This is a genomic window from Pseudomonas sp. Wu6 (assembly GCF_019891515.1).
Lineage (GTDB): Bacteria > Pseudomonadota > Gammaproteobacteria > Pseudomonadales > Pseudomonadaceae > Aquipseudomonas > Aquipseudomonas orientalis_A.
In genome coordinates this window covers 1-26,991 of sequence record NZ_JAFLXH010000011.1, presented here as the reverse complement: position 1 = coordinate 26,991, position 26,991 = coordinate 1, and the positions used below count along the sequence as shown (strand labels likewise).

Genomic DNA, 26,991 nt, shown 5'->3' with positions numbered 1-26,991 from the left:
CGTTCATGGATTTTTTTGGCCCGCACTTGCTCGCCTACTTCATTGCCACGCTGCATTTTTTCGGGAGCCTCGCCGCAGTCCATGCGGTACTGACCGTCAGGACCGCCCAAGGCTCGATTGCCTGGGCGTTGTCGTTGATGTTCATGCCCTATCTCACGCTGATTCCCTACCTGATTTTCGGGCGCAGCACCTTCGATGCCTACATCCAGGCGCGTCGCCAGGCCAACCAGGAAATGCACCGGGCAATCGCCGAGCTGAACTGGCGCCCGTGGGTCGAGGAAGCGCTGGCCGCACGCAACTCCAGTGCCTACGCGTCCTTGCGCGCCATGCCCAAATTGGGTCGCATGCCCTGCCTGGCCAATAACCAGGTGCAGTTGCTGGTCAATGGCGACGCCACCTTCAGCGCCATCTTCGAGGCCATCGGCAACGCGAAAACCGCCGTACTGTTCCAGTTTTTTATCATTCACGACGATGACCTCGGCCGCCAACTGCACCGGTTACTCACGGCCAAGGCGGCCGAAGGCGTGGACATCTACGTGCTCTACGACCGTATCGGCAGCCACGCCCTGCCCCATCTCTACGTACAATCGCTGCGCGACGCCGGGGTGAAGGTCAAGGCCTTCGCCACCCGCAGTGGCTGGCTGAACCGCTTCCAGGTCAACTTTCGCAACCATCGCAAAATCGTGGTAGTGGACGGCGTCACCGGGTTTGTCGGCGGGCACAATGTGGGCGATGAATACCTCGGCAAAAAGCCGCCGTTGTCACCGTGGCGCGATACCCACGTGCAGGTCACCGGCCCGGTGGTGGCGTGCTTGCAGGAGTCGTTTGCCGAGGACTGGTTCTGGGCCGCGCGGGCATTGCCGCCGCTGATCCTGCCGGACGCTTATCCGGAAGACGGCGTGCTCTGTCAATTGCTCGCCAGCGGGCCGGCGGACCCGTACGAAACCTGCTCGCTGTTTTTCGTCGAGGCCATTCATGCCGCGACCCAGCGCGTGTGGATCACCAGCCCGTATTTCATCCCCGACGAAGCGGTGTTCGCCGCCCTGCGCCTGGCCGTCCTGCGCGGCGTGGATGTGCGCGTGCTGCTGCCCTCGCGTCCCGACCACCGCATCGTGTACGCCGCCTCCAGCCTCTATGCCATCGAAGCGGTACGCGCCGGCGTGCGGGTGTTCCGCTACACCCCCGGGTTCCTGCATCAAAAAGTGGTGCTGGTAGACAGCGAAATCAGCGCCATCGGCAGTGCGAATATGGACAACCGTTCGTTCCGGCTGAATTTCGAAGTGATGTTGCTGACGGTCGACGAAGCCTTCGCCAAAGAGGTGGAGCAGATGCTGCTGGACGACTTCGCCCAGGCCCATGAAGTCAGCCAGGAAGAAAGCCGCGAGACCCGGCGCCTGCAGCAGTTGGGCATGCGGGTGGCGCGCTTGATCTCACCCATCCTTTAAACACACAGGTGGCACTCGGTAGGAGCGAGCTTGCTCGCGAAAAACGTCAACGATAACGCGTCCTTCCTGAATGAACGCGGTGCCTGTGAGTTTTTCGCGAGCAAGCTCGCTCCTACAAAAAGCCCCCCTCCCACATTCAGCGGTAGATATCTTCCCGCGTCCACGGCAGTTCATGGCTGCCATCGGCATGGGGTTTCACCGCCAGGATCTGGTGCAGGTTGATCCAGCCCCGCGCAAACGCATAGGCGCAACCGGCCAGGTACAGGCGCCAGATACGCAAAGCGTGCTCCGGCACCATCTTCGTCGCCGCTTCGAGGTTGTCCTCCAGGCGCTCGCTCCAGTGGTCCAGCGTGCGGGCGTAGTGCAGGCGCAGACTTTCGACATCCACCACTTCCAACCCGACTTCGCTGATTTCCGCCGTCATCATCGCCAGGTGCGGCAGCTCGCCATTAGGGAATACATAGCGCTCGATAAATTCCCCGGCGCCACGTCCCACGGGACGACCGTCGGTATGCTTGGCGGTAATGCCATGGTTCATCACCAGGCCGCCTTCGCGCACGGCGCCGTGCAGAATCCGGCAGTATTGCGCCAGATTCGCGTGGCCGACATGTTCAAACATGCCCACGCTCACCACCTTGTCGAAACGGCCATCCTGAGGCAGGTCGCGGTAGTCGAGCAGTTGCAGGTCGACCTGCTCTTCAAGGCCTTCGGCCCTGACCCGCTCTCTGGCCAGGGCCAGTTGTTCCTTGCTCAAGGTAATCCCGAACACCTTGACGCCGAATTCCCGCACCGCAAACCGCGCCAGCCCGCCCCAGCCACAGCCTACATCGAGAAGATACTCACCCGGCTGCAAGCGCAATTTGCGGCACAGGTGGCGAAATTTGTCTTGCTGGGCCTGGTCGATGGACTCGCTGCCGGTTTCGAAATAACCGCAGGAATACGCCATGTCCTGGTCCAGCCATAGCTGGTAGAACTCATTGGACAGGTCGTAGTGGTAGGAGATGGCCGCCGCGTCGGTTGCCTTGTCGTGGATCGAGCGCACCGGGCGAGGTCCGTCGTCGTCGATCAAGGCGTGACTCAATTCGTCACATACCCTGATCACCTCGGCAATGGAGCCTTCCAGGTCCAGCTTGCCCTCGACGAAGGCTTCGCCCAGTGAGTCGAGCGTGGGATGGGTCAGCTGTGTGACGACCGTAGGGTCCTTCACCACAATGGTCACACTGGGCTCCGGGCCCAGGTTGAATTCATGGCCGTCCCAGAGTCGCAGACGCAGCGGTAGCTGAAGATTCTGTAAGGCCGGTGGAAGTTGCGCGAGCATGAGTAGTCCCCCCCTTGTTTCAGACGTCTGGAGTGAGGGTAGACCATCCCAAATAAAGTAGGAAGCTATCGATTAAATAACTGCCTGCTATGAAGCCCGACGTTCGAGCAACCCGTCCTGGATCCACTGTTTCAACCACGTGGCCGCTTGCAGTGGCGCACCCTCTCCATAAGTGACTGTCAACTCGATGCACAGTTCTGAAAAGTTCCAGCCGGTGGTCGTCATGCCTGCCAGGGCACGGGCCTCATCCGGTTCCAGGCTGCGGTACTGGCACAGGTTGCGGTGACGCCACACCAGGCACACCTGTGCCACGTCCAGCGCCTGGCTGCCGGGAAAGTCCGATTCATCCTTGTTGGCCCGCCAGATCGCCACTGTATTGAAACGGCACAGCACGTGTTGCACTGAAGGTGCCAGCGATACGCGCAAGTGCGGCCAGTCCTCGGGCGTCAGTTGCGCCATATGGTCGAGGGTCAGCGGCTCGCCCCCAGGCGCGTCAAAGGCCAGGGTGAACGCCCATTCCAACTGCGCCAGTTCGGCCAGGGGAATACTTTGTTCGGCCACCAGATGCTCAAGAATAAACACTGCAAAGCGCTCACCCAGCCAACGCAGGCTGTAATGGTCCGGCGGGTAGCGCCGAACATACGCCTGGCTCAATGCGGCAAACTCTTCATCACCCAGCCAGTAGCGGATGGCGGCGAAATCATGACGTAACACTTCCTGTAAGCGCGACAGGTAAGCGTTGTGATAAATCGCCAGGCCCGTGTCTACATCCAGCGTCGGGCCGCCGAGCAGGGTGGCAGAAAAGCCACTGGCGGCTGTTGACGTTTCAGACAACAGATGCGCCTCGAAGGCCAGTTGCCAATCGATCAGGCGCATAGCGCACCCCTGGCCAAAGCAGTGGCTCCCAGCTCCCGGGCCTTGCTCAATTCAGCCAGCAACGCCTCGAATGGCGGAAAATGATCGTCGCGTTCCAGCAGCGTCGACACCGGCCCCAGATGTTCCAGGGTGCGCTGATAGAGCGCCCACACCGGGTCGCACACCGGGTGATCATGGGTATCGACCACGTAGTCGCCGTAATCCAGATGCCCCGCCAGGTGCAGTTGGCGAATGCTCTCGGGCGGCAGGTTGCGAATGAACTCCCAGGCATCGAACCCGTGGTTGCGCGAGCTGACGTACACATTGTTCACGTCGAGCAGCAGTTGGCATCCCGTCAGGTGCGTCAACGCATTGAGAAATTGCCACTCGGTAAATTCATCTGCCTTGGAGCGTACGTAGCTGGAGACGTTTTCCAGCACCAACGGGCGTTGCAGCACGTCTTGCACCTGACGCACGCGACTGGCCACGTGGTACAGGCTTTCCTCGGTGTAAGGCAGGGGCAGCAGATCATGCAACTGGTGGGCGCTGCCCCGGCTCCAGCACAGGTGATCGGAAATCCACGCAGGCTGGATGCGCGCGGCAAGCTGCTGGATGTGCTTGAGGTATTCGGTATCGATGACATGGGGCCCACCGATCGACAGAGACACACCGTGCATCACCAGGGGATAGCGCTCGGCTATCGCGTCCAGGTAGTACAAGGCTTTGCCGCCCTGCACCATGTAGTTCTCGGAGATCACTTCGAACCAATCCACCGCAGGGGATTGGGCCAGGATCTGTTCATAGTATTCGTTGCGTAAACCCAGGCCGTAACCCAGGGAGGGGAAAGAACTGACCATCATGCGCTCCTGGAAGTGTCCGCAGCGGCGCGGTGTCCGCTGCGGTCGCACTCGCGTGTCGGTTACTCGCCGACTTTGCCACCGGCCTTGTTGCATTCGGCCTGGGTCATGGCCTTGAAGCCGTGGCCCTTGCAGACCGCCTGGCCTTTGCAGGCGTTTTCAGCGGTTTTGCAGTCGTTCATGCCTTTGCAGGAAGTGACGCCGTAGCAATGAACCGGAGCATCGGCGGCCTGTACCTGGGTGGCGACGCCGGCAAACAGGGAAGCGGCAGCGATCGCCAGGGCAGCACCGGAAACGGCGTGTTTGATATTCATTGTGTAGTCCTCAGGTGATGGTGTCGGTCTGGACGGATTGCCCAGTCTCGACACACCACTAGAGTGAGGCGCCCTTTGCGCGTTACAGCCCTGTACAAAGATTTGTAAAAATTATTCGTCGAGCTTCAGCAACGGCTCCTGAAAGCGCAGCAAGCGCCCGGCGTTACCGAGTACCAGCAAGGTGCTGAGGTTATGCAGCACGGCGGCAATCATGGCCCCGGCGGCGCCCAGCCAGCCGAAGGCGGCGAACACCACGATGGCCAGCGTCCAGCCCAGGCCGATGATCACGTTGACCTGCAAGGTGCGTCGGCATTGGCGGCTCAAACGCACACAGGTACCGAGGCGGCGCAGGTCGCTGCCGATCAGCACCACGTCGGCCGAGGCCAGCGCGATATCGGCACCGCCCGCGCCCATCGCTACGCCGACCACGCCGGCTTTCAGTGCAAGGGAGTCGTTGATCCCATCCCCCACCACCATCGGCCGGAAACCGCTGCCGATCTCTCCCAGCACCCGGTTGAGTTTGTCTTCCGGTAACGCCTGGGCCTGGACCTCACTGATGCCCACACTCACGGCGAGGCTGTCGGCCACGCTCTGGCGGTCACCGGTGAGCAGCAGTTGGCGCCCCAGCCCCAGCTCGCGCAGCTCCTGCAAGGCCTGGCGCGCCTCCGGTTTGACGCTGTCGGCCAGCAGCAGCCAGGCCAGGAATTGCCCGTTCAGCGCCAGCCCGGCAATCGGGCCGTCGTGCTCAGGCACCGAGGTGGTGACGATATTCAGTTGCTCGAACAGTTCGGGGCGGCCCAGCGCCGCTTCGCCCTGTTCCGTGTGCGCAACCACGCCGAGCCCCTGGCGCTCGCGAATATCGCTCAGCGTCAACAGTTGCTCCTGCGTCGCCAACCCCGCCAGCGCACGGCTGACCGGATGGCTGCTGGCCGAACCGAGGCTGGCCGCCAGGTTGAGCAACGCCTGGCGATCGGTCGAAGCGGTTTGGATGGACTGCAGGCGTAAAGTGCCGAAGGTCAGGGTGCCGGTCTTGTCGACGACCAGCGAAGTGAGGTCCGCCAGCTCTTCCAGAAACGCCGAGCTGCGAATCAGGATGCCATGGCGTGCAGCGACCGCGATCCCGGCAATCGCGGTCGCCGGCGCTGACAACACCAATGCACACGGACACGCCGCCACCAGCACGGCCAGCATCGCCTGAGCGTCGTGGGTGACAAACCAGGTGACCGCCGCCAGCAGCAGTACCAACACCATGTAGCTACCGGCATAGCGCTCCAGCAACCGCGTGATCGGCGGCTTGGCACGCTCGGCGTTCTGCATCAGCGCAATGACCTTGCCCAGGGTCGACTCATTGCCCGTGCGCGTCACTTCAAGGCGCAGCAGGCCGTCGAGATTGATCGCCCCGCCGAACACCTGTACGCCCACACTGGCCTCCAGGGGCACCGACTCCCCGGTAATCGGCGCGGTGTCCAGGCTGGCCTGGCCCGACAGCACCACGCCATCGGCCGGCACGCGGTCGCCGGCGCGCACTTCAACCACATCGCCGCTGTTCAGCGTGGCGTTGTCCACTTCCACAATGCTGCCGTCAGCCTGCACCCGGCGTGCATGGCTGCGGGTGAGCTTGCCCAGCGCATGGATCGCTTCCTGGGAACCGATCACGCTGCGCTCTTCGAGTACATGCCCGAAAATCATGATGATCGGCAGCAAGGCAGCGGTCAGCAGATCGCCCGTGGCCCAGGCGCCCATCATCGCCAGCGCGATCAATTGGTCGGTGATGCCATGCAGGCTCGGGTAGCGCAGGCTGTACCAGGCCGAACGCATGACCGGCACGGCCACCAGCAGCGAGGCAACACCGAGCAACAGTTGGCTGACCCCGCTCTGGTCCGCCGCCAGCCAGCGCCATACCAGGCCCAACAGCAATAAACCCAGGGCCAGCATGGCCAGGGTCAATTGCCGGGCGGCGCTGCGCTGTTCAGTCGTGGTCAGCATGGATGCGCTCATTGCTCGGCTCCCTGGAGGATCAAACGGGCGTCGTCTTTGGGATCGACCGTGGTCACCGAGCCGGCCTGGCCGAGAATCTTCGGCAAGCGTTCACGGTACAGGCGCAGCAACAAGCCCGGGTCTTTCACTTGCGCCAGGCCGGCGACCGTGGCGGTCTGCGCCTGGGCATTGGCCAGACGTTCACTGGCCTGGGCATGGGCGACCTGCACCTGGCGATCAGCCTCCTGGTTGGCGGTCTGGGTGAGCTTTTGCGCATCGGTGTGCGCGTTGGCCACCGCTTTGTCAGCTTGCTGGCTGGCCGTGAGTACCGCGTTGAACGCGTTCACCGCCGGGCCCGGCAGGCTCGATTGCACATCGACCCGGGTCACTTCGATACCCAACCCCAAGCCGCTGGCGGTCAACTGTGCCAGACGCTGATTGATGCCTTGCACCAAATCACCGCGCAGCCGTTCGCGGCGCTCGGCGGCGCCGTTGTCAGTGCCGATCAATTCAGGGCGCGCCACTAAGATAGTGTCCAGGTCCCGCGCCGCCGCCAGGGCAACCGCGCTGCGCGTCACCAGGCGGTCCAGCGCGGGCAGCACATGCTCGCCCTGCAATACAAAGGCATAGGGTTCGGTGACCTTGTAGAAGGCTCGCACATCCAGTTGCACGATCCCGGCATCACCGGTCAGCAGATAGCCGGAGCCGGCCAGCGTATCGCTCAAGGGCGTGGCGAAACTGGCCACGCGGTCCGCCTGCACCGCCGCATCCGAACGCAACAGGTTCTCCACCCGACGCTCGATCACCCGGTCCGCCGCCGGCAGCAACACCACCTGCTCGAACGGTTGCGGCCATGCCAGCAGCAACCCGGCGTTCTGAATGCGGTCGAGGGCGCCGAAGTGCAGCACCATGGCGCGGTTCTGCGGGTCGATCTGGCGCACATTGGAAAACGCCCAGGCCAACGCCGCCAATACGGTGACTGCGTACAGCGCCAGGAACGTCAGGCGCCCGGCCTGGATCCAGGGGCTGTCCGGGCTGTCACGCTCACTCATGGCTGAACATCCTTCGGGCCATCCACCAACGCGCGGAACGGCGCGGCATCGGTACGCAGAATGATCCTGGTGCTTGGCGTCACCACCGTACCCAGGGTATCCAGCGAGCGCAGCAGGTTGTACAGCTGCGGGTTGCCCGCGTAGGCACTTCCGTAGATCTGCGCCGCCTCGACCCGCGATTGCGCTTCGATATCAGCGGCCTTGACCGTGGCCTCGGCTTGCACGATCCGCGCATCACGCTCGGCCGCCGAGCGGATCTGCGCCGCCTCGCGCTTGCCCACGGCAGTGCGCTCGGTGGCGATGGTTTCACGTTCGGCGCGCATGCGGTCGACCGTGGCGGTGAGCGTCACCGACGGCAAGGTCAGCCGCTCGATGCCGACCTGGGCCACGCGGACGCCATAGGTGGCGAGCAATTGCTGATCGATCTGCCGGCGCAGTTGGGCTTCGAACTCGGCGATGCGTACCTGGCTGGCGTCGGTGTTGATCAGGCTGGACAGGTCAAAACTGGCTGCCGTGGTCTCCAGCGCCGAGCCGACGAAGGTACGGATCTGCCGCGCCGCTTCGTCCGGCTGGTTCTGCACCGCACGCATGAAGCGCTGCACATTGTCGGTATCGCCCTGCACCTGCCACGCCACGTAGGCCTGCACGATGATGCGCAAGCCATCGCGAGTGCCCACATCCTGCAACCCGCTGGAGGTGGTACGCAGGCGCAGGTCCACCGGAATCGCCGCTTCAAACGGCGCCGGCCAGCGCCAGCCCAGGCCCGGCTGCAGCAGCACCCGCACCGGGTTGCCGAACCGGGTAATCACCGTGGCCTCGCCGGAACGCACCTGCACCAGGCTCGCCGCCGCGATGGCGAACAGCACAAGCACTGCCGCCCAGGCCATGCGTCGCCAGGGAAAAGGTCCGGCCGCCTGCTCATCGCCGTGATGGTGATGGTGGTGATGGCCGTGGTGATGACCGTGATCGTGGGAATGAGCGCTCAACAGACAGACTCCTTATTGAACGGCTTTACGCGGCACCGAGGGATCGGCCGGCAAGGTAAAAGAACGCAGATCGATCGTCGGCGCGCTGTCGGCGCCCAGGCGATGATCCAGAATAAGCAGTTTGGCGTGGGCCAGGCCCTGGCTGAGCTGGCTCAGGTACTGCTCCAGCACGAAGGCTCGGCCCGCCGCGGCATAGGCCTTTTGTTCGGCAACAAAGCGCAGGTTCGCCGCCTGGGCACCGGCATTCACTTCGCGGGCGTTGGCCTGGGCCTGGTCGCGGGCCGTGCTGGCCTGCAGCAACGCCTGGTTGGTCTGCTCGCTGGCCGCGCCGCGCTCGCGCGCGATCAATGCCTGCGCGCCGATCTGCGCGGCTTGCACGCCGTGGTAGGCGTTGGCGGCGCCGGCCGGTGGGTGGATCGCTTCAACGACGGTGGCGAGAATTTCCACGCCACTGTCGAGTGCGTTCAGGTCCGCTTGCACGCTGCGACCGATCTCGTCGGCCAGGCTGGTGCGTTGTTCGCCGAGTAATTCATCAAGGGTGCGCGAGGCGAACTCATGCACCAGGATCCGGCTGGCGGTGCTGCGAATCAGGGTCGGGACATCGGCGCTGTGGTAGGTGGCGGCCAGCGCCGCCTGGTCCGTCAGGCCGATGCGATAGACGAACCGCACGTCCATATTGACGATCTGGAAGCTCTGCTTGTCGCCGCTGCTGCTGGCGATGACCTGGGATTTATCATTCACATGGCTGGCGTCCCACAGGCGGTTGGCGATCAGCGGCGCCGGACCTTCGGCGCTGGCCAACTCGGGTGCGGCCGTTTCGCTGACGCTGGTCGCCAGCTCATGCACCACGCCGTTCTCTACGTTCAACACGCGGCCCAGCGGCCAGGGCAACCCAGCGTGCAGGCCCGGGCCGAACACCTCTACCGGTTTGCCGAAACGCTCATAGATTCCACGGCCCTGCAAAGGCACTTCATGCAAGCCCGTCAGCGCCCAGCCTACCGCGAGCACCACCAGCAGCACCGGCAGGAAGGCGCGGCGCATGTAGGTAAACGCCCAAATCTGGCGCAGGTCGATGCCGAAGCGGTTATGCAATTCATGCTGCAACGCCAGCAAGGGTTGCGGTGGCCAGCGCAGCAGGCCGGCGACAAAGCTCTGCGCGATCAGGCGCGGTTCGAGGCGCGGCTGGCGCGGGCTGAACAGCGACAGCACGCCGCGCAGCAGGAACTCCAGCGCCACCAGCGCGGGCAGCAGGCCGATCAGCACTGCCAGGCGCAACGGCCACACCGACTCGGCACCGGCGAACAGCAGGCAAATCGAGCTGACCAACAGGCAACCGATCGCCACGCGGCACAGCTGCGCCAGGGCTGAGGCTTCAGGCCATTGCGCAGGTGTTTGCTGGGCCAGGCGCCGCTCGAACACCAACAAACCGAACGCCAGCGCCAACCCCAGCGCCGCGCCGATACTGGCGGACTGACCGACGGCTGCGGCGGGTAGCGTCAGGTTCCAGAATTCGATGATGCTGATCAGCGCCAACAATGACCAACCGCACAACCACAACACCGGCGCGCCAATCTGATCGCTGACGCGCTCAACCAGGCGAGCGTAGCGGCCGGTTTCTGTAACCGGCGCATCAACCGCCGGCTCCTCCAGCGCCTGGGCACGCCAATCGGCGACCCACCACGCCGACTGCAGCCCGGCGACCAGCACCAACAGCGCCGATGAGCAATTGATCAGCACCACCGGCCAGATCGATACCGGTGCAAACAGCGCGACAAACAGCGCCAATACCCACCCGGTGACGGCCACGGCCGTCAGGCTGATGCCGGCTTGCCTCAATCGACGGGCATGGAACACCCCTTGCTGAAAGCGCGGCAGGCCTTCAACCGAAGCGCCGTCAGCTTCTAGATCCACTTGCATCCACTCAACGCCCGCTTGTACATAATTCGTTACGATATAACACGGGGCGTGAAATTTTTGTTCGCTTTTGGCCACGTCGACGATCCTTGTGGGAGGGGGCTTGCCCCCGATGGCCATGGGTCTGTTAAAACAGGTGTTGGCTGACACACCGCTATCGGGGGCAAGCCCCCTCCCACATTTGAATCTGCGCTTTCTCGAGACCGTGACTAAACCCCCATAAACACGCGACATCACTGGTGCACGCTGCAATTAATCGGCACACTCCAGAACAGCTTTTCGCGGGTCCACGGACAAGGAAGCATCACCCCTCATGATCTCCATCTATCAGCTCAAGCCGCGTTTTCAAAACCTGCTGCGCCCCCTCGTGCAACGCCTCTATGACAACGGCACCACCGCCAACCAGATTACCGTGCTGGCCGGCGTCATTTCCGTGCTGGTGGGCCTGCTGATCGCCGGCTTCGCCCAGCACCTCTGGCTGTTTGCGCTGATCCCGCTGTGGATGATCGTGCGCATGGCCCTCAACGCCATCGACGGCATGCTCGCGCGGGAATTCGGCCAGCAGTCACGTCTGGGCGCCTACCTCAATGAACTGTGCGATGTGATCGCCGACAGCGCATTGATTCTGCCGTTTGCGCTGATCCCCGGCGTGAGCCTGGCGCCCGTGCTGCTGGTGACGTTGCTCGCGGTGTTCAGCGAATACGCCGGCGTATTGGGGCCGATGGTGGGCGCATCGCGCCGCTATGACGGGCCGATGGGCAAGAGTGACCGGGCGTTCGTACTCGGCGTGCTGGCCACTGGCGTGGCGCTGGGCTGGCTCGGCGCCGGCTGGGTCGAGACGGTGATGTGGCTGGTCGCCGCCCTGCTGGCCTACACCCTTGTCAACCGGGTGCGCCACGGCCTCAAGGAACAATCAGCAACCTCACCGATTGCATAAGGATTTTTGCGATGCGCGAACAGCAACAGCACACCTTCAGCACCCATGATGGCGTCGAGCTTTTTTACCGGCACTGGCCGGCTACGGCAGACGCCGGGCCGCGCAAGGCCATTGTGTTGTTCCATCGCGGTCATGAGCACTCAGGTCGAATCGCGCACCTGGTGGACGAACTGGGCCTGCCCGACTTTGACTTCTTCGCCTGGGACGCCCGTGGCCACGGCCAATCCCCCGGCGAGCGCGGTGACAGCCCCAGCTTTGCCACCAGCGCCCGCGACGTACAAACCTTCTGCGACCACATAGGCGCCGCCTACGGTATCGACGAGGAAAACCTCGCCGTTGTCGCCCAAAGCGTCGGCGCGGTGATCGCGGCCACCTGGGTGCATGACTACGCACCCAGGATCCGCGCCCTGGTACTCGCCTCCCCTGCCTTCAAGGTCAAGCTGTACGTGCCTTTCGCCCGCCCGGGCCTGGCACTGATGCGCAAGTTTCGCGGCAACTTTTTCGTCAACAGCTACGTCAAGGCCAAGTTCCTCAGCCATGACCCGCAGCGCGTGGCGTCCTACGACAGCGATCCACTGATCACCAAGGCCATTTCGGTGAACGTGCTGCTGGGCCTGTACGAAGCGGCCGACCGGGTTGTAGCCGATGCCCAGGCCATTCAAGTGCCGACCCAATTGCTGATCTCCGGCTCCGACTTTGTGGTGCACCGCAAACCCCAGCAGCAGTTTTTCGAGCGTCTGGGCAGCCTTAAAAAAGAGCTGCATGTGCTGCCCGGTTTCTTCCACGACACCCTCGGTGAACGTGACCGCGCCACGGCCGTTAACAGCGCCAGGCGCTTTATCCTGCAAAACTTCACGCAACCGCTGGACCGCGCCAACCTGCTGGACGCCGACAAACTGGGCGCCACCTGCGCCGAATCCGAAGCCCTCGCCGCACCGCTGCCGCGCAATTCCCTGCGCGATCTTTACTGGCGCATGACGCGCGCCAGCATGGGCCTGGGCAAGAACCTGTCCGACGGGGTGAAACTAGGCTTCGACACCGGCTTCGATTCCGGCAGTACCCTGGATTACGTGTACCGCAACACGCCCACCGGCAAAGGCGCGCTGGGGCGGATGATCGACACCAACTACCTGAACTCCATCGGCTGGCGCGGTATTCGTCAACGCAAGCTGAATGTCGAAGAACTGTTGCGCCTGGCCATGGCCCGGTTGCGCGCGGACAAGCGCGACGTGCGCATCGTCGATATCGCCGCCGGCCACGGGCGTTACATCCTGGAAGCGTTGCAGGGTGTAGCGCCGCTGCCGGAATCGATCCTGCTGCGCGACTACAGCGACATCAACGTGCGCGACGGCAGTGCGTTGATCCGTGAAAAAGGCCTGGGAGACATTGCCCAGTTCATCAAAGGCGATGCGTTTGACCGGGCGAGCCTGGCGGCGCTGGCGCCCAAGCCGACGTTGGCGGTGGTGTCCGGGTTATATGAGTTGTTTGCCGATAACGCGATGGTCGGCGGTTCGTTGGCGGGCCTCGCCGAAGCGGTGGAGCCCGGCGGGTATCTGGTCTACACCGGCCAACCGTGGCACCCGCAGTTGGAACTGATCGCCCGCGCCTTGACCAGCCACCGCCAGGGCCAGGCCTGGGTGATGCGTCGGCGCAGCCAGGCGGAAATGGATCAACTGGTGGAGGCTGCGGGCTTTCGCAAGATCACTCAGCGTGTGGATGAATGGGGCATTTTCACCGTGTCCCTGGCGCAGAAGATCTGAGCATGCGCGAACCCGGCTTGTTCAAACCAGCGCTTCTCTGGCTGCTGCTGTTGGCACCGCTGTTTTTCAGCACCTACGGCCTCGCCACCTGGGTCACCACCCAACGCAGCGATGTGGGTACGCTGGTGTTCGGCTGGGAAACCCACATGCCGTTCTGGGCCTGGACTATCGTGCCTTATTGGTCCATCGACCTGCTCTACGGTTTCTCCCTGTTGCTGCCGAGCACCCGCCACGAACTCAGGCAACATGCCCTGCGCCTGCTGACGGCACAGGTGATTGCCGTCAGTTGCTTCCTGATCTGGCCGCTGCGCTTCACCTTCGAACGACCGGAACTGGATGGCGTGTTCGGCTGGTTGTTTGCGGTGCTGGCGGGCTTCGACAAACCCTTCAACCAGGCGCCCTCACTGCATATCGCGCTGCTGGTGATCCTGTGGGTGGTGTACCAGCGGCATACCCAGGGTTTCTGGCGCTGGGCAGTGCACGGCTGGTTTGCACTGATCGGTATTTCCGTACTGACCACTTATCAACATCACTTTATCGACTTACCCACAGGCGCCCTCGCCGGCTGGTTATGCGTGTGGCTATGGCCGCTGGAACATCCCAACCCTCTGCGCAATGCCCGACTGACACGCGACCCTAAACGCGGTTGGCTGGGTGCGCGCTACGCCCTTGGCGCGCTGGCGCTGATGCTGCTCGCGCTGGCCTTGGGCGGTTGGGGGTTATGGCTGCTGTGGCCGGCAGTATCGCTGGGTTTGGTTGCGACCAACTACTGGCTGCTGGGTGCCGAGGGCTTTCAGAAACGCAGCGATGGCCAGCTTACCTCAGCCGCGCGTTGGCTGTATGCGCCTTACCTGGCGGCCGCCTGGATCAATTCGCGGCTGTGGACACGTGGTCATCCACAGCCTGAACCGATTGTGGATAACGTCTGGCTGGGGCGGATTCCAGCCGCCGGCGAGCAACAGCCATTCAAGGCCATCGTCGATCTCTGCGCCGAACTGCCGATTGATCCACAGGGACGCCGTTATCAATGCATCCCGGTTCTGGACTTGATTGCGCCAACCTCCGCCGAATGCCTGCAAGCCGCCCAGGCCATCGAACGCTTGCGCTTGGACGGGCCGCTGCTGGTGTGCTGCGCCCTGGGCTACTCGCGCAGCGCGACGGCCATCGCTGCCTGGCTGTTGCACAGCGGGCGCGCGGCGACGATCGATCAGGCGCTGGCTATTATTCGTACAGCACGAACCCGTGTGGTCCTGCATCCTGCACATCGCTTGGCTTTGGAGGGGTTGTCCCATGCCCGCTGACATGGAACTGCACGTAGTTGCCAGCCTGCTGCGGCGTGGCCGTTCGCTGGACCAGTTATCCACAGGCCTGACAGTGGTCGGTGTGCTGTTCGGCCTGGCCCAGTTGCTGATGGCGAGCGTTTCGACGATCTGCCTGGTGCTGGCCTTGTGGATGATCATCCTGGGGCTTCTACAGAAATACTGGGCGCTGCGCGTCGCGTTCGACGCCGATTTGTTCGCCCTGCTGGCCCGCGACACCCAGCGCACCGCCGACCTTGACCAAGCCCTGCAAACCCTTGGCCTGCAATCGGCCGAGCGCGCCGGCAGGCCCTGGACCGAACGCCGTCGTGGTGCACTCAAATTGCTGCGCAAACAGGCCTGGCTGCTTGGCGCGCAAGTGCTGTTGACCCTGGGCGTAATACTTGCCAGCCCTTGGCTACCTTTCGCCGGATAAGGAGTTCCCATGTTCGAACCCGTGGTCGCCACACTGATTACCTCCATGGCCCGCACCGTCACGGGCGCTCGCAGCCTGTGGCTGGGTTGCGCGCCAGTGCCGGTACAACGCATTTATTTCGCCAATCACAGCAGCCACGGCGACTTCGTACTGGTATGGGCGTCGCTGCCGCAGAACCTGCGCAAATTCACCCGCCCTGTGGCTGGCAGCGACTACTGGAATAAAAGCGCGCTGCGCCGCTACATCATCAACCGCGTGTTCAACGGCGTACTGATTGATCGCGAGCGCAAGGACCCTGTGGATAACCCGCTGCAACCAATGCTCGCTGCGCTGGAAGGTGGCGACTCGCTGATCATCTTTCCTGAAGGTACGCGCAATCTGGAAGACGGCCTGCTGCCGTTCAAAAGCGGCTTGTATCACTTGGCAAACAGTTACCCACAGGCCGAATTGATCCCGGTGTGGATAGCCAACCTCAACCGCGTGATGCCCAAGGGGCGTGTCCTGCCATTGCCGCTGTTATGCACAACCAGCTTCGGCGCGCCTCTGCAATTGGAAGAAGGCGAAGACAAAACCGCGTTCCTTGCCCGCACCCGCGACGCCCTGCTCGCCCTCGCCCCGGAGCACTCCTGAGATGGATAGCCAAACCCTGATGTTATTCGGCGGGATCGGCGCGATCCTGGTCACCGCCTCACTGATCGGCCTGATCCTCAAGCTGCGCACCCGTGGCAATCCCAATGCGGTGATCGACAACCTCAACGCGCGCATCAACGCCTGGTGGGTGATGGTGGTCGTCATCGGTATTGCCTTCTGGCTCGGCACCGGCGCGGTGATCCTGCTGTTCTACGCGGTGTCGTTCTACGCCCTGCGCGAATTCCTTACCCTCACGCCGACCCGGCGCAGCGACTACCCGGCCCTGGTAGCGGCGTTCTACCTGGCCCTGCCGCTGCAGTACGTGCTGATCTACGCCGATTGGTACGGACTGTTCTCGATCTTCATCCCGGTCTACGTGTTCCTGCTGCTGCCGATCCTCGCCTCCCTGGGCGGCGACAGTACCCACTTCCTGGAGCGCGCATCGAAGGTGCAATGGGGCCTGATGATCGCAGTGTTCTGCGTGTCGTTCGTCCCGGCGCTGCTGACGCTGGACATCCCCGGCTATGAAGGCCGCAACCTGCTGCTGATTGCCTACCTGGTGATCGTGGTGCAACTGTCCGACGTGCTGCAGTACGTGTGCGGCAAGCTGTTCGGCAAACACAAGATCGCGCCCAACCTCTCGCCGTCGAAAACCGTGGAAGGTTTTGTCGGCGGGATCCTGCTGTCATCCCTGATTGGCGCGGCGCTGTGGTGGGCCACACCGTTCAATCCCTGGCAGTCATTCCTGATCGCGCTGCTGATCAACCTGCTGGGCTTTGCCGGCGGGATTGTGATGTCGGCGATCAAGCGCGATCGCGGGGTGAAGGACTGGGGACACATGATCGAAGGGCACGGCGGCATGCTGGATAGGCTGGACTCGGTATGCTTTGCCGCGCCGATTTTCTTCCACCTCGTACGCTACTGGTGGACCTGAGCCATCCCCTTTCTCAAAACCAATGGAGATCAAACTGTGGGAGGGGGCTTGCCCCCGATGGCGGAGTATCAGTCACCTATGAATTGGCTGAACCACTGCATCGGGGGCAAGCCCCCTCCCACCTTGGTTCTGTGTGCTTTCAAGATCGTCAGGCAATGGTGACGCGGAGCGTCACGGGATGCATTCCCACGCGGAGCGGGGGAACGATCATTCACGGGACGTAAAAAGGGGCTGTCGAAACAGCCCCTTGATTTTTGAGAATTAAAACTGTCGCAGAAGGCCCTCGTTTTTCGCGGCGTCCAGCTCGTTTGCGAAATATCGCAAAACTGTCGCAACCTCCCAAAAAGCCGGTCAAGGCGAGTGCTCTAGAGAATTAAAACTGTCGCAGCCATAAACGACGCGGCGTCCCGCCCGATCAAGAGTGCCAATCGGGGTAAGGGCGATCCTCGGACTGACGGCTGACCGTCCTTGCACTGTGGGTGGTCAGACGCAGTTCCCTTCAACACCCGAGCTCTAGTATCAAGCGATGGCACAAAGCCTTCCACCCAAAGCCTGAGCGAACTATACTGTTTATACATACAGACTCATGACGCGTTCCATCTTCTCTCGTCTCAAACAGATTGGAGCAATTGATGCCAACAACCGACTTCATGGACTTCAAGACCTTAGCGGACATCCAAGGTCACTTTGACATTGCCCTCGATCTGCTGCTTAAGAAAGAAAATTTCGGGCACGGGGAGTGGCCATATAAGCTCTATCAACGTGAAGCAAGCTGCCAGTATGAAAAGCTTGGTAAGCAATGTGGTCAGCCTCACCAGAAAGGTTACGTCGTCAGTTGTACTGATGGTTCAGTGGTTCTGATCGGCAATTGCTGTGCCCACAAGTACCTCAGCCTAGATGATGAATCGCTCAAAGCAGGCTTCACGCAGCTTGATGCGAACCGGCGGCAATCAATCCGCCGTCGGAGAGTGGAATCCCTTCTCAAGAAGCGGCAATCCTACGTAGAGCAGGGCAAAGCCCTTCACATGCAGCACCGGGATGTGCAAGCTCGAATCGCAGAGCTCTACAACGCGCTCCCCCGGCAGATTTGGCAAAAACTAATCGAACGCTGGAAGGCTAATAGGCTGGAGGTGATCTGGGAATATCAGATAACCAAGACAGGCACCGAGAATGGCCGGAAGGTTGTTGAAAGAAATTGGTACCCGAGCTCCTACGGCAAGCTCAGCGGTTTGGGAGCGTGGCTTGAGTGGGACCATCAAATGTACGCCGGCCAGATATCGGATTACCGTAAACAGCTCGAGCTCATCCCGACCAAAGACCAGTTGACGAACGCTGAAATCGATCATGCAGAGGCCACTCTCAATAATGTGGCTACTATCACGAGCTTGGAGCGAGAGCTCGGAGCTTTGTCCAAAATGATGAGCGATTTTGTCGATCCATCCAATTTGGTACGTGCCGTTCAGCTCACCAGCAATCAAGCCGTTCGGGCGGAGACCGTGATCGCTGTGCACCGTTTGACGGGGGAAACTCTTGCAACGACGCCCGAGAGGTTCGTTGCGGATATTGATGTAGAGCTGAAGCGCAAACACGAGGCGACCGGATTACGTATTCAGCAGTGAAGAACATCAGTGCGTAATTGCATGGACTTGACCACCCATTTGCATTCGGCTTGACCAGTCGTTTGCATCGGATTTGACCAGCGCACTGGGTGGCCTTGACCGATGCTTGTGGAACAGGCATCGGCTCAAAAGTTGTCGAGCGTTGGACGCATGAACGCACCGAATTCCTGCAGGAAAACGGCTACGAAGGCGGGAGTCTGACGATCACCACTGAGAAGGCCGATGATAAAAGCATTTTGTACATCCTCCAGTCTTGAAGGCCTCCCTAGAAGCAGAATAGCAACCGACTCGATCAGGCCCTCCCACACGATCTCCCCCTTGAGAAGATGCTGAAGCTCCTTTAAGGCTTGCAAGAAAGCGGATGTAAAAAAGCCGGTGAGTTTGCTCCCACCGGCTTCATCCTACTCAGACGTCCTTACGTACAGGCAGGGCAGCTCTCAAGCCCTGAGCCGTCACATCGTCCACAGAGGCTATCGTCTTCATCGCCCCCTTCTCCGGAACCATGACACAGCCGGCAGGTAACTTCCTCTGGTCCGCCGCAGGTCTGGCAGTCGCTCTCGGATAGCGAGCCCGTTCCATGGCAAGGCATGCAGAGAACTGAGCCTTGACCGCCGCAGTGGCCACAGGCGTCTGCGTCAACCGCGCCTTCTCCCTCGCAGCTGTTGCATTCACGCAGTTTTTCGGCATCCGGATCGTACCAGCAGCCGTCACCGCCACAGTCTGGGCAGGTGACCATTGCCCGGCCTCCTTGGCAAACAGGGCAGCTAGTGTGGCCGTCTACGCAGTGGGGGCACGTGATAAGTCTGGTCATGTTATTTGTCCCCCTTGCTGCATTGCTGAGCGTTGTGAAGATGAGCTGCCCGTGCAGCGAGACGGTGGCCTGTCACTGACCCAAAATGCACAGCGTTCAGAAAACAGCCACGGGCCTGCTCGTACCGCTCTGTCCTCATTCCGATATGGCCCAGCGCGAGGAAGGCACGCTTACGTACCTCATCGTTTTCTGGATTTTTTGCAGCCCGCTCGTACCAGTGGGCTGCTTTTTCAACATCCTTGTACGTGGTAAATGCGTCGTGGTGGCTCTCGTCGTGGATGTTGCCCATCTTGAGTTCGGCTGCCGCTAGTCCCAGGTCGGCGGCCTGCTTGTACAGCCTCACAGCCTCGTTGAGATCCTGCTGAACGTGCTGGCCGTTCTCGAACATGTCCGCAAGCCAGAACATGGCCATAGGAAGACCGTCCTTGATTGCCTCGTGGAGCAGCTCCTCAGGTTTGGCAGGGAGTGGAAAAGCCTGAGGATCGGTCAAGAACAGCTCGACCATCTCGACTGTCGCTTCTGGGTATCCGCGCATGGAGGCTTGCCCGTAGAGCTTGAAGGCCTTCTGGGTGCTTTGCTCGATAGGCCCGGCACCTTGATGGTACATCTTAGCCAGCCTGAATGCTGACATCGCGCATTTTCGCTTGTCGCCTTTGCGCAGGAAGGACGCCGCTTTGTCCCAGCGCTCTTTACGCAGGTAGTAGTTACCCAGCTCGGACGGCGCATCGGAGTGATTGCTATTGAAGGCTCTTAGCATCCAGGTCAGGCCCTCTTCTTCGGTATGCCCGAAGTACTTACCCGCTGAGCAATAGAGCAGTCCCAGTTGCATTTTGGCGTCGGCGTAATCCTGTTGGGCGCAGGCGAGCAGGTCGCGCTCTACCATCTGCAGGCGATCTTTGTGAAGGATCCCAGGTTCGCCGAGCTTGATGGCTGCCATGATGCCACCAAGCAAATAGACTGCCGCATCGGTCACGAATTCGAAGCGCTGTCGAGCTTTCTCTATGAGGTGATCCAGAGAGATGTCGAAGCGTTCTAGACAGTAGGAGTCTACGTCCGTGCCCGCACGCCGGAGATCCCCGACCGAATTACCGTCAGGCAGAATCAGATAGTCCGAATTGAAGGCGCGATTTTGCTTATGCTGCTCAGGTTGTTCACGAAGCCAGCGAGGGATACGAGGGGAGGATGATTGGGTCATGATTGCACTCTGATTTTAGACAATAGTTAACACAAGCCCTGCCGCATGGGGGCGGTGCTTTATTCACTAATTGTCTGGCCAGTGCATCATGGGGGCGGGTGCGGCTCAGATCCCGTGTCTTGTGGCCTACGCGACCTGACTAGAATAGGCATCTGTGGTTTCGTGTCAATACCCTGCGTGAGGCGGCTGCGAAAATTATCGTCAGTAGGCCCTCAGAGCTGAATGGCCGAGCGAGACTGGTCGAGAAAAAGGGGGCGCCGCGAGTCGGTTGTCAGATGCAGCGAGCAGCCTTGACCACAAAGATCTCTGGTTACTTCCCACGGAGTCGGTCGCCGGCAAAACCCACAGCATTTCTCCGTCGCCAGAATGCACCGACTGGCCCATCTATGTCCGCTGCTGCATAGACCTCGTTTCCGTAGGTTATCAAAAACTAGATACGTTGGTGAAAAAGCTAAACTCAAGGTATGCCCAGCAAACCAGAGGCCATTTACATGCCTTTCACTTTTCAGCCCTTTCCATACATTCCCTGAACCTGCAAGCGTGCCTTGATGCCCATCTGAGCAATGCCGCTTGATCCTGGCTACTTGCGGGCAGGAAACTCTTCAAAACCAGCGGCAATCAGATTCGGGCGAAGTGCTTTCAAGCAAGTATGTGGCACGGCCAGCCAGAACAGGTTCCGCGCCCTGGTCACGGCGACATAGCCGATGCGACCTTCCTCGGTAAGGGTGCCGGCAAGCAAGGCGTCAACGTTCGGCTTTTTGGTTACGTACAGAACCGCACCGATAGACTCGCCCTTCACCTGGTGGATGGTTTCCACTCTAATCCCGGGGCCCCGATCTTTCTCCTCTACCGCACCAGTTAGGGGAAGATCCAACAACCCGGTTTTAGCCAGCTTGTTGCCCAGCTTGTCTGCAGCCTTCAACCCAAATTGCCCTTCGGTGGTCGAGAGAAGCTTTTTGAGATTGGTCAGTAATTGGGGATGCCACTCGGTTTTAGCCAAAAGCGTAGATGAAGGTAGCCCGGCCTCAGCGTCGCGGATGAAACCCCACAGCAGTCGTCTAAGCCCAAACATCCATGCATCCTGCGGGACACCCTGAAGGTGAGTGCTGAGGCCATGCGGTGGCTTATCCATCAAGCCCTCCACCGCTCGGCACACAAGCTTGAAGCAATCTTGATAGCGGCCTTGCTGGTCTCGGACCAATGCTGCTTTGGTGAAAAGAGCGACCGTACCTTGACCTGGGGGAGCAGCTTTGCCGGATAGCACTGCCGCCCGGTCAGTCCCCCGGCTGAGGATCACCGCATCTTGATATTGCATGCCCAAGTCATCAATTTGCGCTTTGAACGATTCAAAAAGCTTAGGAAGCTCGGAGTCCTTGTACCCGACGAAATATGCCCCTCCGTTTTCAGGCTCCCGATCGGGTTCATCCTCGCGGCCACAGAGCGAATTGGCGATGCTGATGATTGGAGGCAGTGAGCGGTAATTGCGCGTGAGCTTGAAATCCTTCACGCCAGCACGGTTGTAATAAGTGCTCAGAAACGAACCGTCAGCTCCTGCGAAGCCGTAAATGCCCTGGTTCACGTCACCAATGAGCGAGACATGGACTCCAGCCTTAATGAGCAATTCCAAGATAGCCTGATGCAAGGTGCCCAGGTCCTGGGACTCATCGACCAAAAGCTGCGGATAGCGGGCGGCAAGCGCGCGCAAGACTGCAGGTTGACCCACCAACGTTCGGTACACCCAATACCGACCAAGCTCGTGCGTGTAGGCTCCAATGCGACCCAGGCGTTTGATCGTATCTGATGCTCTGACAGTATCGAGTTTCACCAAATCATCGTGAGTACCGGTGAAGAAGTAGAAGTTCCCATGCTCCAGGCCCACTTTGACGTCTTTGATGGGGGTCGGACGTCCTTCCTCAGGCCAGTACCTAAAGTTGGCCAGGAACGGCTCTGTACCGGACACGAGGTACGCGGCTTGGTCTGAGGACATTGTCCGGTAAGCGTGGGGACGCAACACATGCTGGGTGAAGAAACCGTCGAGCGTGTCCACCTCTACGCGCTTGCGGTTAGCGTCGTCTGGAAGATCTGAAGCGAGCTGGGCATAGCCTTTGTTGAAGGTATTGACCGCAACATTAGAGAAAGACAAAAGGACAACCCGACCCCGACTATTTTCCATTTTTTGCCGGACGGCAATCAGACGCCTGATCGCTGTTGCCGTCTTGCCGCTACCTGCGCAGGCCGTGACTGCGATAGGTCCTAGAGGCGCGTTGATTATGTCCTTCTGCTCATCGGAGAGCTTCATGGTTTGATCGCTCCCTGGCAGACATGCTCAATCGCTTTGCGGAGATAGTCAGGTACTTCGCACTTTGGCGTGCTAGCAATCTGTTCAGCCAAAGCCTGGGCAAACCGCCCCTTTTGCAGATTACCGCTACTCGCTTTACGCTCGAACATGCCACAAAACAGCGCCTTTGCCTTCGCGGTGTTGTCTGGCTGAGCATCGACGATCGTGCGTAGCGCTGCCGAAATGATCGGATGAGGGTCAGCCAAGGCCTTGAGCATCGAGTCGCGGTTCGCCTCAAGCAATGCAAGGTCGTATTCCAGCGTTTTCAAACCGTGGAACACCTTGACGAAAGCGTCTTCCGATTTCTTCATCTTGACGGTGTTGCTCGATAGCCTCACTTCGTCTCCCAGCGACGGGTAGACTTCTTTCCGTTTTAGCTTCTTCTTTTTCTTGGCACGCTCAGCTAACGGATCATCCGCGTAAGGACCATCGGCGACAGGGGCACCCGTTTCTTCGAGATACGCAGCCTCGGCAAGAATGTCTTCGATGTCACCTGCATCCAGCGCACCTTCCGCAAGCTCGTTGGCCTCTTCCTCCTCGAAAGGATCGGCGTCTGTTACGACGGCAACCGGGATCCGAAGTCCGTTTTCACCGAACAAGGGTAGGAAAGAATCGAAATTGAGTCCTTCGACACTGATCAGGCTGACCCCGTACTCTCGCAGGTCCAGCCCCATGAGCGTGGCCAGAGCATCGACGAGCATAAGCTCGGCGGCGCCTTCCACGAATATTACCCGGCGAGCAAAAAAAAGTTCGGCTCGGGTCACGTCCAGATAGCGCTCCAGCTTTTCGCGTTTGCCCTTACCGAACTTGATGTCGCGCGGGAAGAAGGTCTCTACGCCGGCATCGTTCTCAACCAAACACACCAGGGATTCGAGCTTAGAGTTGCTGGCAAAATTGGGGGAGTGGCTGGTGACGAACAGCTGCACCGCCTTTTCACCTTCGCTCGTTGGCACGCCTGCGAGGTAGCGCAACAACACGCGCTGCAACTGAGGATGCAAATGGGCTTCCGGCTCTTCAACAATCAAACTGCGATACGCGGCGTCCGGATTCTTGGCCAGCTCGCTTAGCACTACCGCCATGAAAATCAGGTTGTTGAAACCCAGGCCATTCTGCTCAATTTCCATTGCTTGAGCCGTGAGGGAAAGCCGAGCAGATAACCGCTGAAAGTCCGTCGCGCTAAGCCCAACAGAGAGTGTCTGTGCCAATTGATCGCCCATCATCAGGCCGTGTCGGGACGAAATCGCGGTATGGGTGTGCTGGATCGCTTCGGTCTGTTGGAGCTTTTCGTCCAGTTCCTTCAATGCTTGGTTAATCGCGTCACGGCCTGGTTCATCCGTGAGCATGTGAAGCAGGCGTGCCAGCTGGCTGTTGCGGCTGGGTCGAAGTCCCTGAGCGGCATCCCGCAGGGGTTGGAGATAAACGCCCCTGAGGTTTTCCATCATGTCTGAGGTAAGGGCCACGTCCTGATGATCGCCACACCAACGTTTTACCCTGAAGCGTCCTGTCTGATCTGCATCGGTATAGCGGACATGGATATGGGCTTCCATGGTTTTATCAGCTGCAGGCTTGAGCGCAGCGATAAAGTCTGCTTCATCATCGTGGCTTAAATCACGAAAGACAAAATGGAAGGAAATGTCGCCAGCCGGCTCGCCTTCAAGCGGACGGTGCCGGTCGGCGATATCAAGGCGGGGATACGGTTCGTCATGACCTGCGAGAAGGGTCCGAAGCGCATCCACTACAGCGCTTTTGCCAACATTGTTTGGACCTACCAGCACATTCAACCCAGGCTGAAATTTCAGCTTGGCGTCACGTAGCTTGCGGAAATTCTTAATAGTCAGCTCAGCGAGATACATGAAAATCTCCATCCGTGTTGTGCGTATAAAAGCCTATATGAGCTGATGTGTGTTGGCGCTGACGCCGGGTTGACCCAGTGGCCGATGCCACACTGACCCAACACCAATCGGCAAAAATCCAGCACTGGTAATGTCCCCCGAGTTAGGAGCCTAGGTCTACGTTAGACCCGTATGCCTTCACGTCAAAAAACAATGCCATCTTCTAGGTCCAGGAATGAAGAATGGTCGGGCTCGACATAACCCTCTGGCGCGGTGAAATATGATCCGCTTCCGCTTCGATAGACCTTTAAGTTTTTCCGTTTTGCATGTGCTTGAGCGTCCTCCCTAGAGCTGTGGTACAGCGGTAAGTCTGCGAAGGCTTCCTCACGCATTTCTGCGTAGTACTCATCCTCTTGCGCTTGGCGTAACTGCACCTCAGGAGCTTGGGACGACTGGGTGCCGGCATTGATCGTTTGTACAGTTCTCAGCACCTCCTGGTAGGCGAAAGCGTGCTCGAAGATCATTCCGAACAACTCCGCATCGGTTCGCTGTGGTTGATTCGCCGGCCCGGAATTGACCTGGCACCAATGGGCCAGATTCTTCGTAAAAAAACCAGTCGCAAAAGGGTGGTATTCGATGATCAATCGGTTTGCCTCAGCCAGCGCGTCCTCCTGAAACTCGACGGTGTGGCCTGTCATCGCCTGTATTCCTTTGAAGATGCCGAGCACGTGATTGACTAGGTCCAGGTCTACCAAACCCTGTGCGTACAGCGCCTGCACCGCAATGCGTCTGGCATACGCGTAGGCCATTTGAGAAAGAAGGGGGTGAGATTGAGCAGTTTTGATCCAGTCGCCCAAGTCATTGTTGATGTCGGCAAAAATGTAGCCGGTGCTGAAATTGCGAGGAACGGTGTCCTTGAGACTTTGCTGCATACAGGTCCTTTGCGCGGTCGTTGTAGGTACCGGCCGTCCCGGTGCCTCTTCTTATTTAGCCAAACGTTCGACGGCTGGGCTGGGTGCAGCTGAATGACTTTTTCTAGGACTCAGGGGTGTTCTTTAGACCTGATAAAAGCGTCCAAATTTGGCATAACATTCGCGTCGAGGTGATCCTGCATTCGCTGGCTCAGATGGTGCTCATTGGGAATATCAATGCCCTGTTGGCTCGCCCATCCCCGCAAAATGCCCAGGAATACCATGCTGACGATGTGACCATCCTCCATGTACTGGAGCAGGAAGGCCTTTAGCCTCCCTCGCCCTTCATCGGAATGCAGGTCAAAACCGCCCGGCACATCATGTAGCCGATGCGCAATGATGTTGCGATGCTGGAGGAAGCGCTCCAACTTGTCGTCGAAGGTGGGATGCAGATCAGCCCGCTCCCTCAGCGCTTTGAGCAGTCGCCCCAAAGTGGCTTTTGAGTGTCGCTCAAACAGGAGCTGAAGCTGTTCCACAGTTTGAAGTGGCTCGCCGTGTAAAGGAAAAGTAAGGCAACTGCTCAACAGGTGCTCAACACCCTGCCCGGCGATCATCGCAAGACCCAGTGTCTTCAACACATCGTCCTGTATAGGCTTGTAGCCTAATTGCGCTTCATCTTTCATAATCCGAGATCACCTTAGGGATCCGCAATGGTTTAAATGACCTGCGATGTTCAGGCCGGCCCCACGTTTGAGGGCAGGGCTTTGGTGCACTTGATGCGATTTTGCCTAACTGCGTGAAAGCTTTTTGGTAATGAAGTAACCAGTCGTTTTTTCCGATGTCTTGTGATGGCAGCATGGACACTCGATGTCTGCGTTATCTGGCTTATATGGCTGCCCACCGCCTATCTCGACAACCTCAAATTTCTCGCTACATTTCTCACATTTATCGGTTCGCATACCTCTCCTACTCTTCACCAAGCCAAGTCCGTCTCTCTACCTGGCAAGCCTCGCGCTTTAAGCTTGGATACCTTTTCTTCGATCCAGCGCATAAGTGCCGCTTGGCCTTGCGGGCATTAGCCGTAGCCTTCTTCCAAAGCAGCAGCAATTCCTTGAAGCTGATAGCTATTCATAGCTCTTTCCTTAAACAGTTTGCTGGCCGCCAAGAACAGCGTTCAGTTTGCCCGCCAGGGCTTCACCAGCCTCTCAGTAAGGGTGCTTAGGACCGGCAAACCGGTGGCCGCACTCACATCCGTAGTTACGCTCGGTTCCTTCGAGTGGCTTAGCCAAGGCTCCGCACTTGTTACATGGCAGGAAATGGTTCCGATAGCGCTGGTTGGCTTCCTCCTTATTGGCATCTTCCTCGGTAATCCTCTGGTAGATCCCCATGCCAATTTCGGCGGCGCCCTTGAGTACACTCCATAGCATGATGACAGTCCTCTATCTGCTCAGTTGGTACACTCCCCCGGTGTCAGGGTAGTTGTCGTGTCCCCCGCTTTTTGAAAAGCATTCCGGGGGCGGCAAGAGTATGGTCATGCCTTTCTATTCAGAAGAACGTAAAGCTGCGCTGCTG

Annotated in this window: 22 protein-coding genes; 9 read left to right on the top strand and 13 right to left on the bottom strand. The window is 59.8% G+C overall.

Annotated features, from left to right (window positions below; genetic code table 11):
• The first annotated feature begins 5 nt into the window (after positions 1-5).
• Positions 6-1,445, top strand: a complete 1,440-nt coding sequence (gene cls, locus J1G34_RS10020; RefSeq protein ID WP_222993943.1) for a cardiolipin synthase — start codon at positions 6-8, stop codon at positions 1,443-1,445.
• A gap of 136 nt (positions 1,446-1,581) precedes the next feature.
• Here cls and cfaB read toward each other — a convergent pair whose 3' ends face one another.
• From cfaB to hflK (J1G34_RS09980), 8 genes are all read right to left on the bottom strand, one after another.
• Positions 1,582-2,763 carry a C17 cyclopropane fatty acid synthase CfaB gene (gene cfaB / locus J1G34_RS10015; RefSeq protein ID WP_222993942.1) on the bottom strand — a complete coding sequence of 394 codons (1,182 nt, stop codon included), beginning with the start codon at positions 2,761-2,763 and terminating at the stop codon, positions 1,582-1,584.
• A gap of 87 nt (positions 2,764-2,850) precedes the next feature.
• Positions 2,851-3,639, bottom strand: a complete 789-nt coding sequence (locus tag J1G34_RS10010) for an HvfC/BufC N-terminal domain-containing protein (protein WP_065894334.1) — start codon at positions 3,637-3,639, stop codon at positions 2,851-2,853.
• Entirely contained in the window at positions 3,630-4,475 is an 846-nt protein-coding gene (gene bufB / locus J1G34_RS10005) for an MNIO family bufferin maturase (protein WP_065936472.1), read from the bottom strand. Before bufB ends, J1G34_RS10010 begins: the two co-directional genes overlap by 10 nt.
• 62 nt (positions 4,476-4,537) lie before the next feature.
• Positions 4,538-4,789 (bottom strand): BufA2 family periplasmic bufferin-type metallophore, encoded by a 252-nt coding sequence (bufA2, locus tag J1G34_RS10000; RefSeq protein WP_065936473.1) that lies wholly within the window; start codon positions 4,787-4,789, stop codon positions 4,538-4,540.
• A gap of 111 nt (positions 4,790-4,900) precedes the next feature.
• Positions 4,901-6,787 carry a cation-translocating P-type ATPase gene (locus J1G34_RS09995; RefSeq protein WP_065896699.1) on the bottom strand — a complete coding sequence of 629 codons (1,887 nt, stop codon included), beginning with the start codon at positions 6,785-6,787 and terminating at the stop codon, positions 4,901-4,903.
• A complete protein-coding gene (gene hflK / locus J1G34_RS09990) occupies positions 6,784-7,818 on the bottom strand; it encodes a protease modulator HflK (RefSeq protein WP_065894339.1) in 1,035 nt (344 codons plus the stop codon). The genes J1G34_RS09995 and hflK (J1G34_RS09990) overlap by 4 nt, the downstream gene beginning before the upstream one ends.
• Complete coding sequence (gene hflC, locus J1G34_RS09985) at positions 7,815-8,804, bottom strand: protease modulator HflC (protein ID WP_222993940.1); 990 nt, start codon at positions 8,802-8,804, stop codon at positions 7,815-7,817. The genes hflK (J1G34_RS09990) and hflC overlap by 4 nt, the downstream gene beginning before the upstream one ends.
• 12 nt (positions 8,805-8,816) lie before the next feature.
• The gene (gene hflK, locus J1G34_RS09980) at positions 8,817-10,721 is read right to left on the bottom strand and encodes a protease modulator HflK (RefSeq protein ID WP_222993938.1); all 1,905 of its coding nucleotides are present in this window, start codon (positions 10,719-10,721) and stop codon (positions 8,817-8,819) included.
• Positions 10,722-11,031: 310 nt separating this feature from the next.
• Between hflK (J1G34_RS09980) and J1G34_RS09975 the strand changes: the two genes are divergently transcribed.
• The 8 genes from J1G34_RS09975 to J1G34_RS09940 all read left to right on the top strand — a co-directional run bounded on the left by J1G34_RS09975 (position 11,032) and on the right by J1G34_RS09940 (position 18,589).
• Complete coding sequence (locus J1G34_RS09975) at positions 11,032-11,655, top strand: CDP-alcohol phosphatidyltransferase family protein (protein WP_065897794.1); 624 nt, start codon at positions 11,032-11,034, stop codon at positions 11,653-11,655.
• An 11-nt stretch (positions 11,656-11,666) separates the two neighbouring features.
• Positions 11,667-13,415 (top strand): bifunctional alpha/beta hydrolase/class I SAM-dependent methyltransferase, encoded by a 1,749-nt coding sequence (locus tag J1G34_RS09970; RefSeq protein ID WP_222993936.1) that lies wholly within the window; start codon positions 11,667-11,669, stop codon positions 13,413-13,415.
• Between the two features lie 2 nt (positions 13,416-13,417).
• The gene (locus J1G34_RS09965) at positions 13,418-14,716 is read left to right on the top strand and encodes a phosphatase PAP2/dual specificity phosphatase family protein (RefSeq protein WP_222993934.1); all 1,299 of its coding nucleotides are present in this window, start codon (positions 13,418-13,420) and stop codon (positions 14,714-14,716) included.
• On the top strand, positions 14,706-15,149 hold the full coding sequence (locus tag J1G34_RS09960) for a hypothetical protein (RefSeq protein WP_222993932.1): 444 nt from the start codon (positions 14,706-14,708) through the stop codon (positions 15,147-15,149). The genes J1G34_RS09965 and J1G34_RS09960 overlap by 11 nt, the downstream gene beginning before the upstream one ends.
• Positions 15,150-15,158: 9 nt before the next feature.
• On the top strand, positions 15,159-15,779 hold the full coding sequence (locus tag J1G34_RS09955; RefSeq protein ID WP_065886684.1) for a lysophospholipid acyltransferase family protein: 621 nt from the start codon (positions 15,159-15,161) through the stop codon (positions 15,777-15,779).
• A gap of 1 nt (position 15,780) precedes the next feature.
• On the top strand, positions 15,781-16,713 hold the full coding sequence (locus J1G34_RS09950) for a phosphatidate cytidylyltransferase (protein WP_065897798.1): 933 nt from the start codon (positions 15,781-15,783) through the stop codon (positions 16,711-16,713).
• A gap of 632 nt (positions 16,714-17,345) precedes the next feature.
• The gene (locus tag J1G34_RS09945) at positions 17,346-18,332 is read left to right on the top strand and encodes a hypothetical protein (RefSeq protein WP_177052528.1); all 987 of its coding nucleotides are present in this window, start codon (positions 17,346-17,348) and stop codon (positions 18,330-18,332) included.
• A gap of 89 nt (positions 18,333-18,421) precedes the next feature.
• A complete protein-coding gene (locus tag J1G34_RS09940; RefSeq protein WP_177052527.1) occupies positions 18,422-18,589 on the top strand; it encodes a hypothetical protein in 168 nt (55 codons plus the stop codon).
• Positions 18,590-19,144: 555 nt separating this feature from the next.
• Here the strand turns inward: J1G34_RS09940 and J1G34_RS09935 are convergent.
• From J1G34_RS09935 to J1G34_RS09915, 5 genes are all read right to left on the bottom strand, one after another.
• Positions 19,145-20,338: a tetratricopeptide repeat protein gene (locus J1G34_RS09935; protein ID WP_177052526.1), complete on the bottom strand. Its 1,194-nt coding sequence runs from the start codon at positions 20,336-20,338 to the stop codon at positions 19,145-19,147.
• Positions 20,339-20,918: 580 nt separating this feature from the next.
• The gene (locus J1G34_RS09930; protein ID WP_222993930.1) at positions 20,919-22,637 is read right to left on the bottom strand and encodes a UvrD-helicase domain-containing protein; all 1,719 of its coding nucleotides are present in this window, start codon (positions 22,635-22,637) and stop codon (positions 20,919-20,921) included.
• On the bottom strand, positions 22,634-24,529 hold the full coding sequence (locus tag J1G34_RS09925) for an ATP-dependent nuclease (RefSeq protein ID WP_186753142.1): 1,896 nt from the start codon (positions 24,527-24,529) through the stop codon (positions 22,634-22,636). The genes J1G34_RS09930 and J1G34_RS09925 overlap by 4 nt, the downstream gene beginning before the upstream one ends.
• A 182-nt stretch (positions 24,530-24,711) precedes the next feature.
• Complete coding sequence (locus tag J1G34_RS09920; RefSeq protein WP_186753141.1) at positions 24,712-25,440, bottom strand: hypothetical protein; 729 nt, start codon at positions 25,438-25,440, stop codon at positions 24,712-24,714.
• A 110-nt stretch (positions 25,441-25,550) separates the two neighbouring features.
• On the bottom strand, positions 25,551-26,102 hold the full coding sequence (locus J1G34_RS09915) for a hypothetical protein (protein ID WP_186753140.1): 552 nt from the start codon (positions 26,100-26,102) through the stop codon (positions 25,551-25,553).
• Positions 26,103-26,991: the final 889 nt, after the last annotated feature.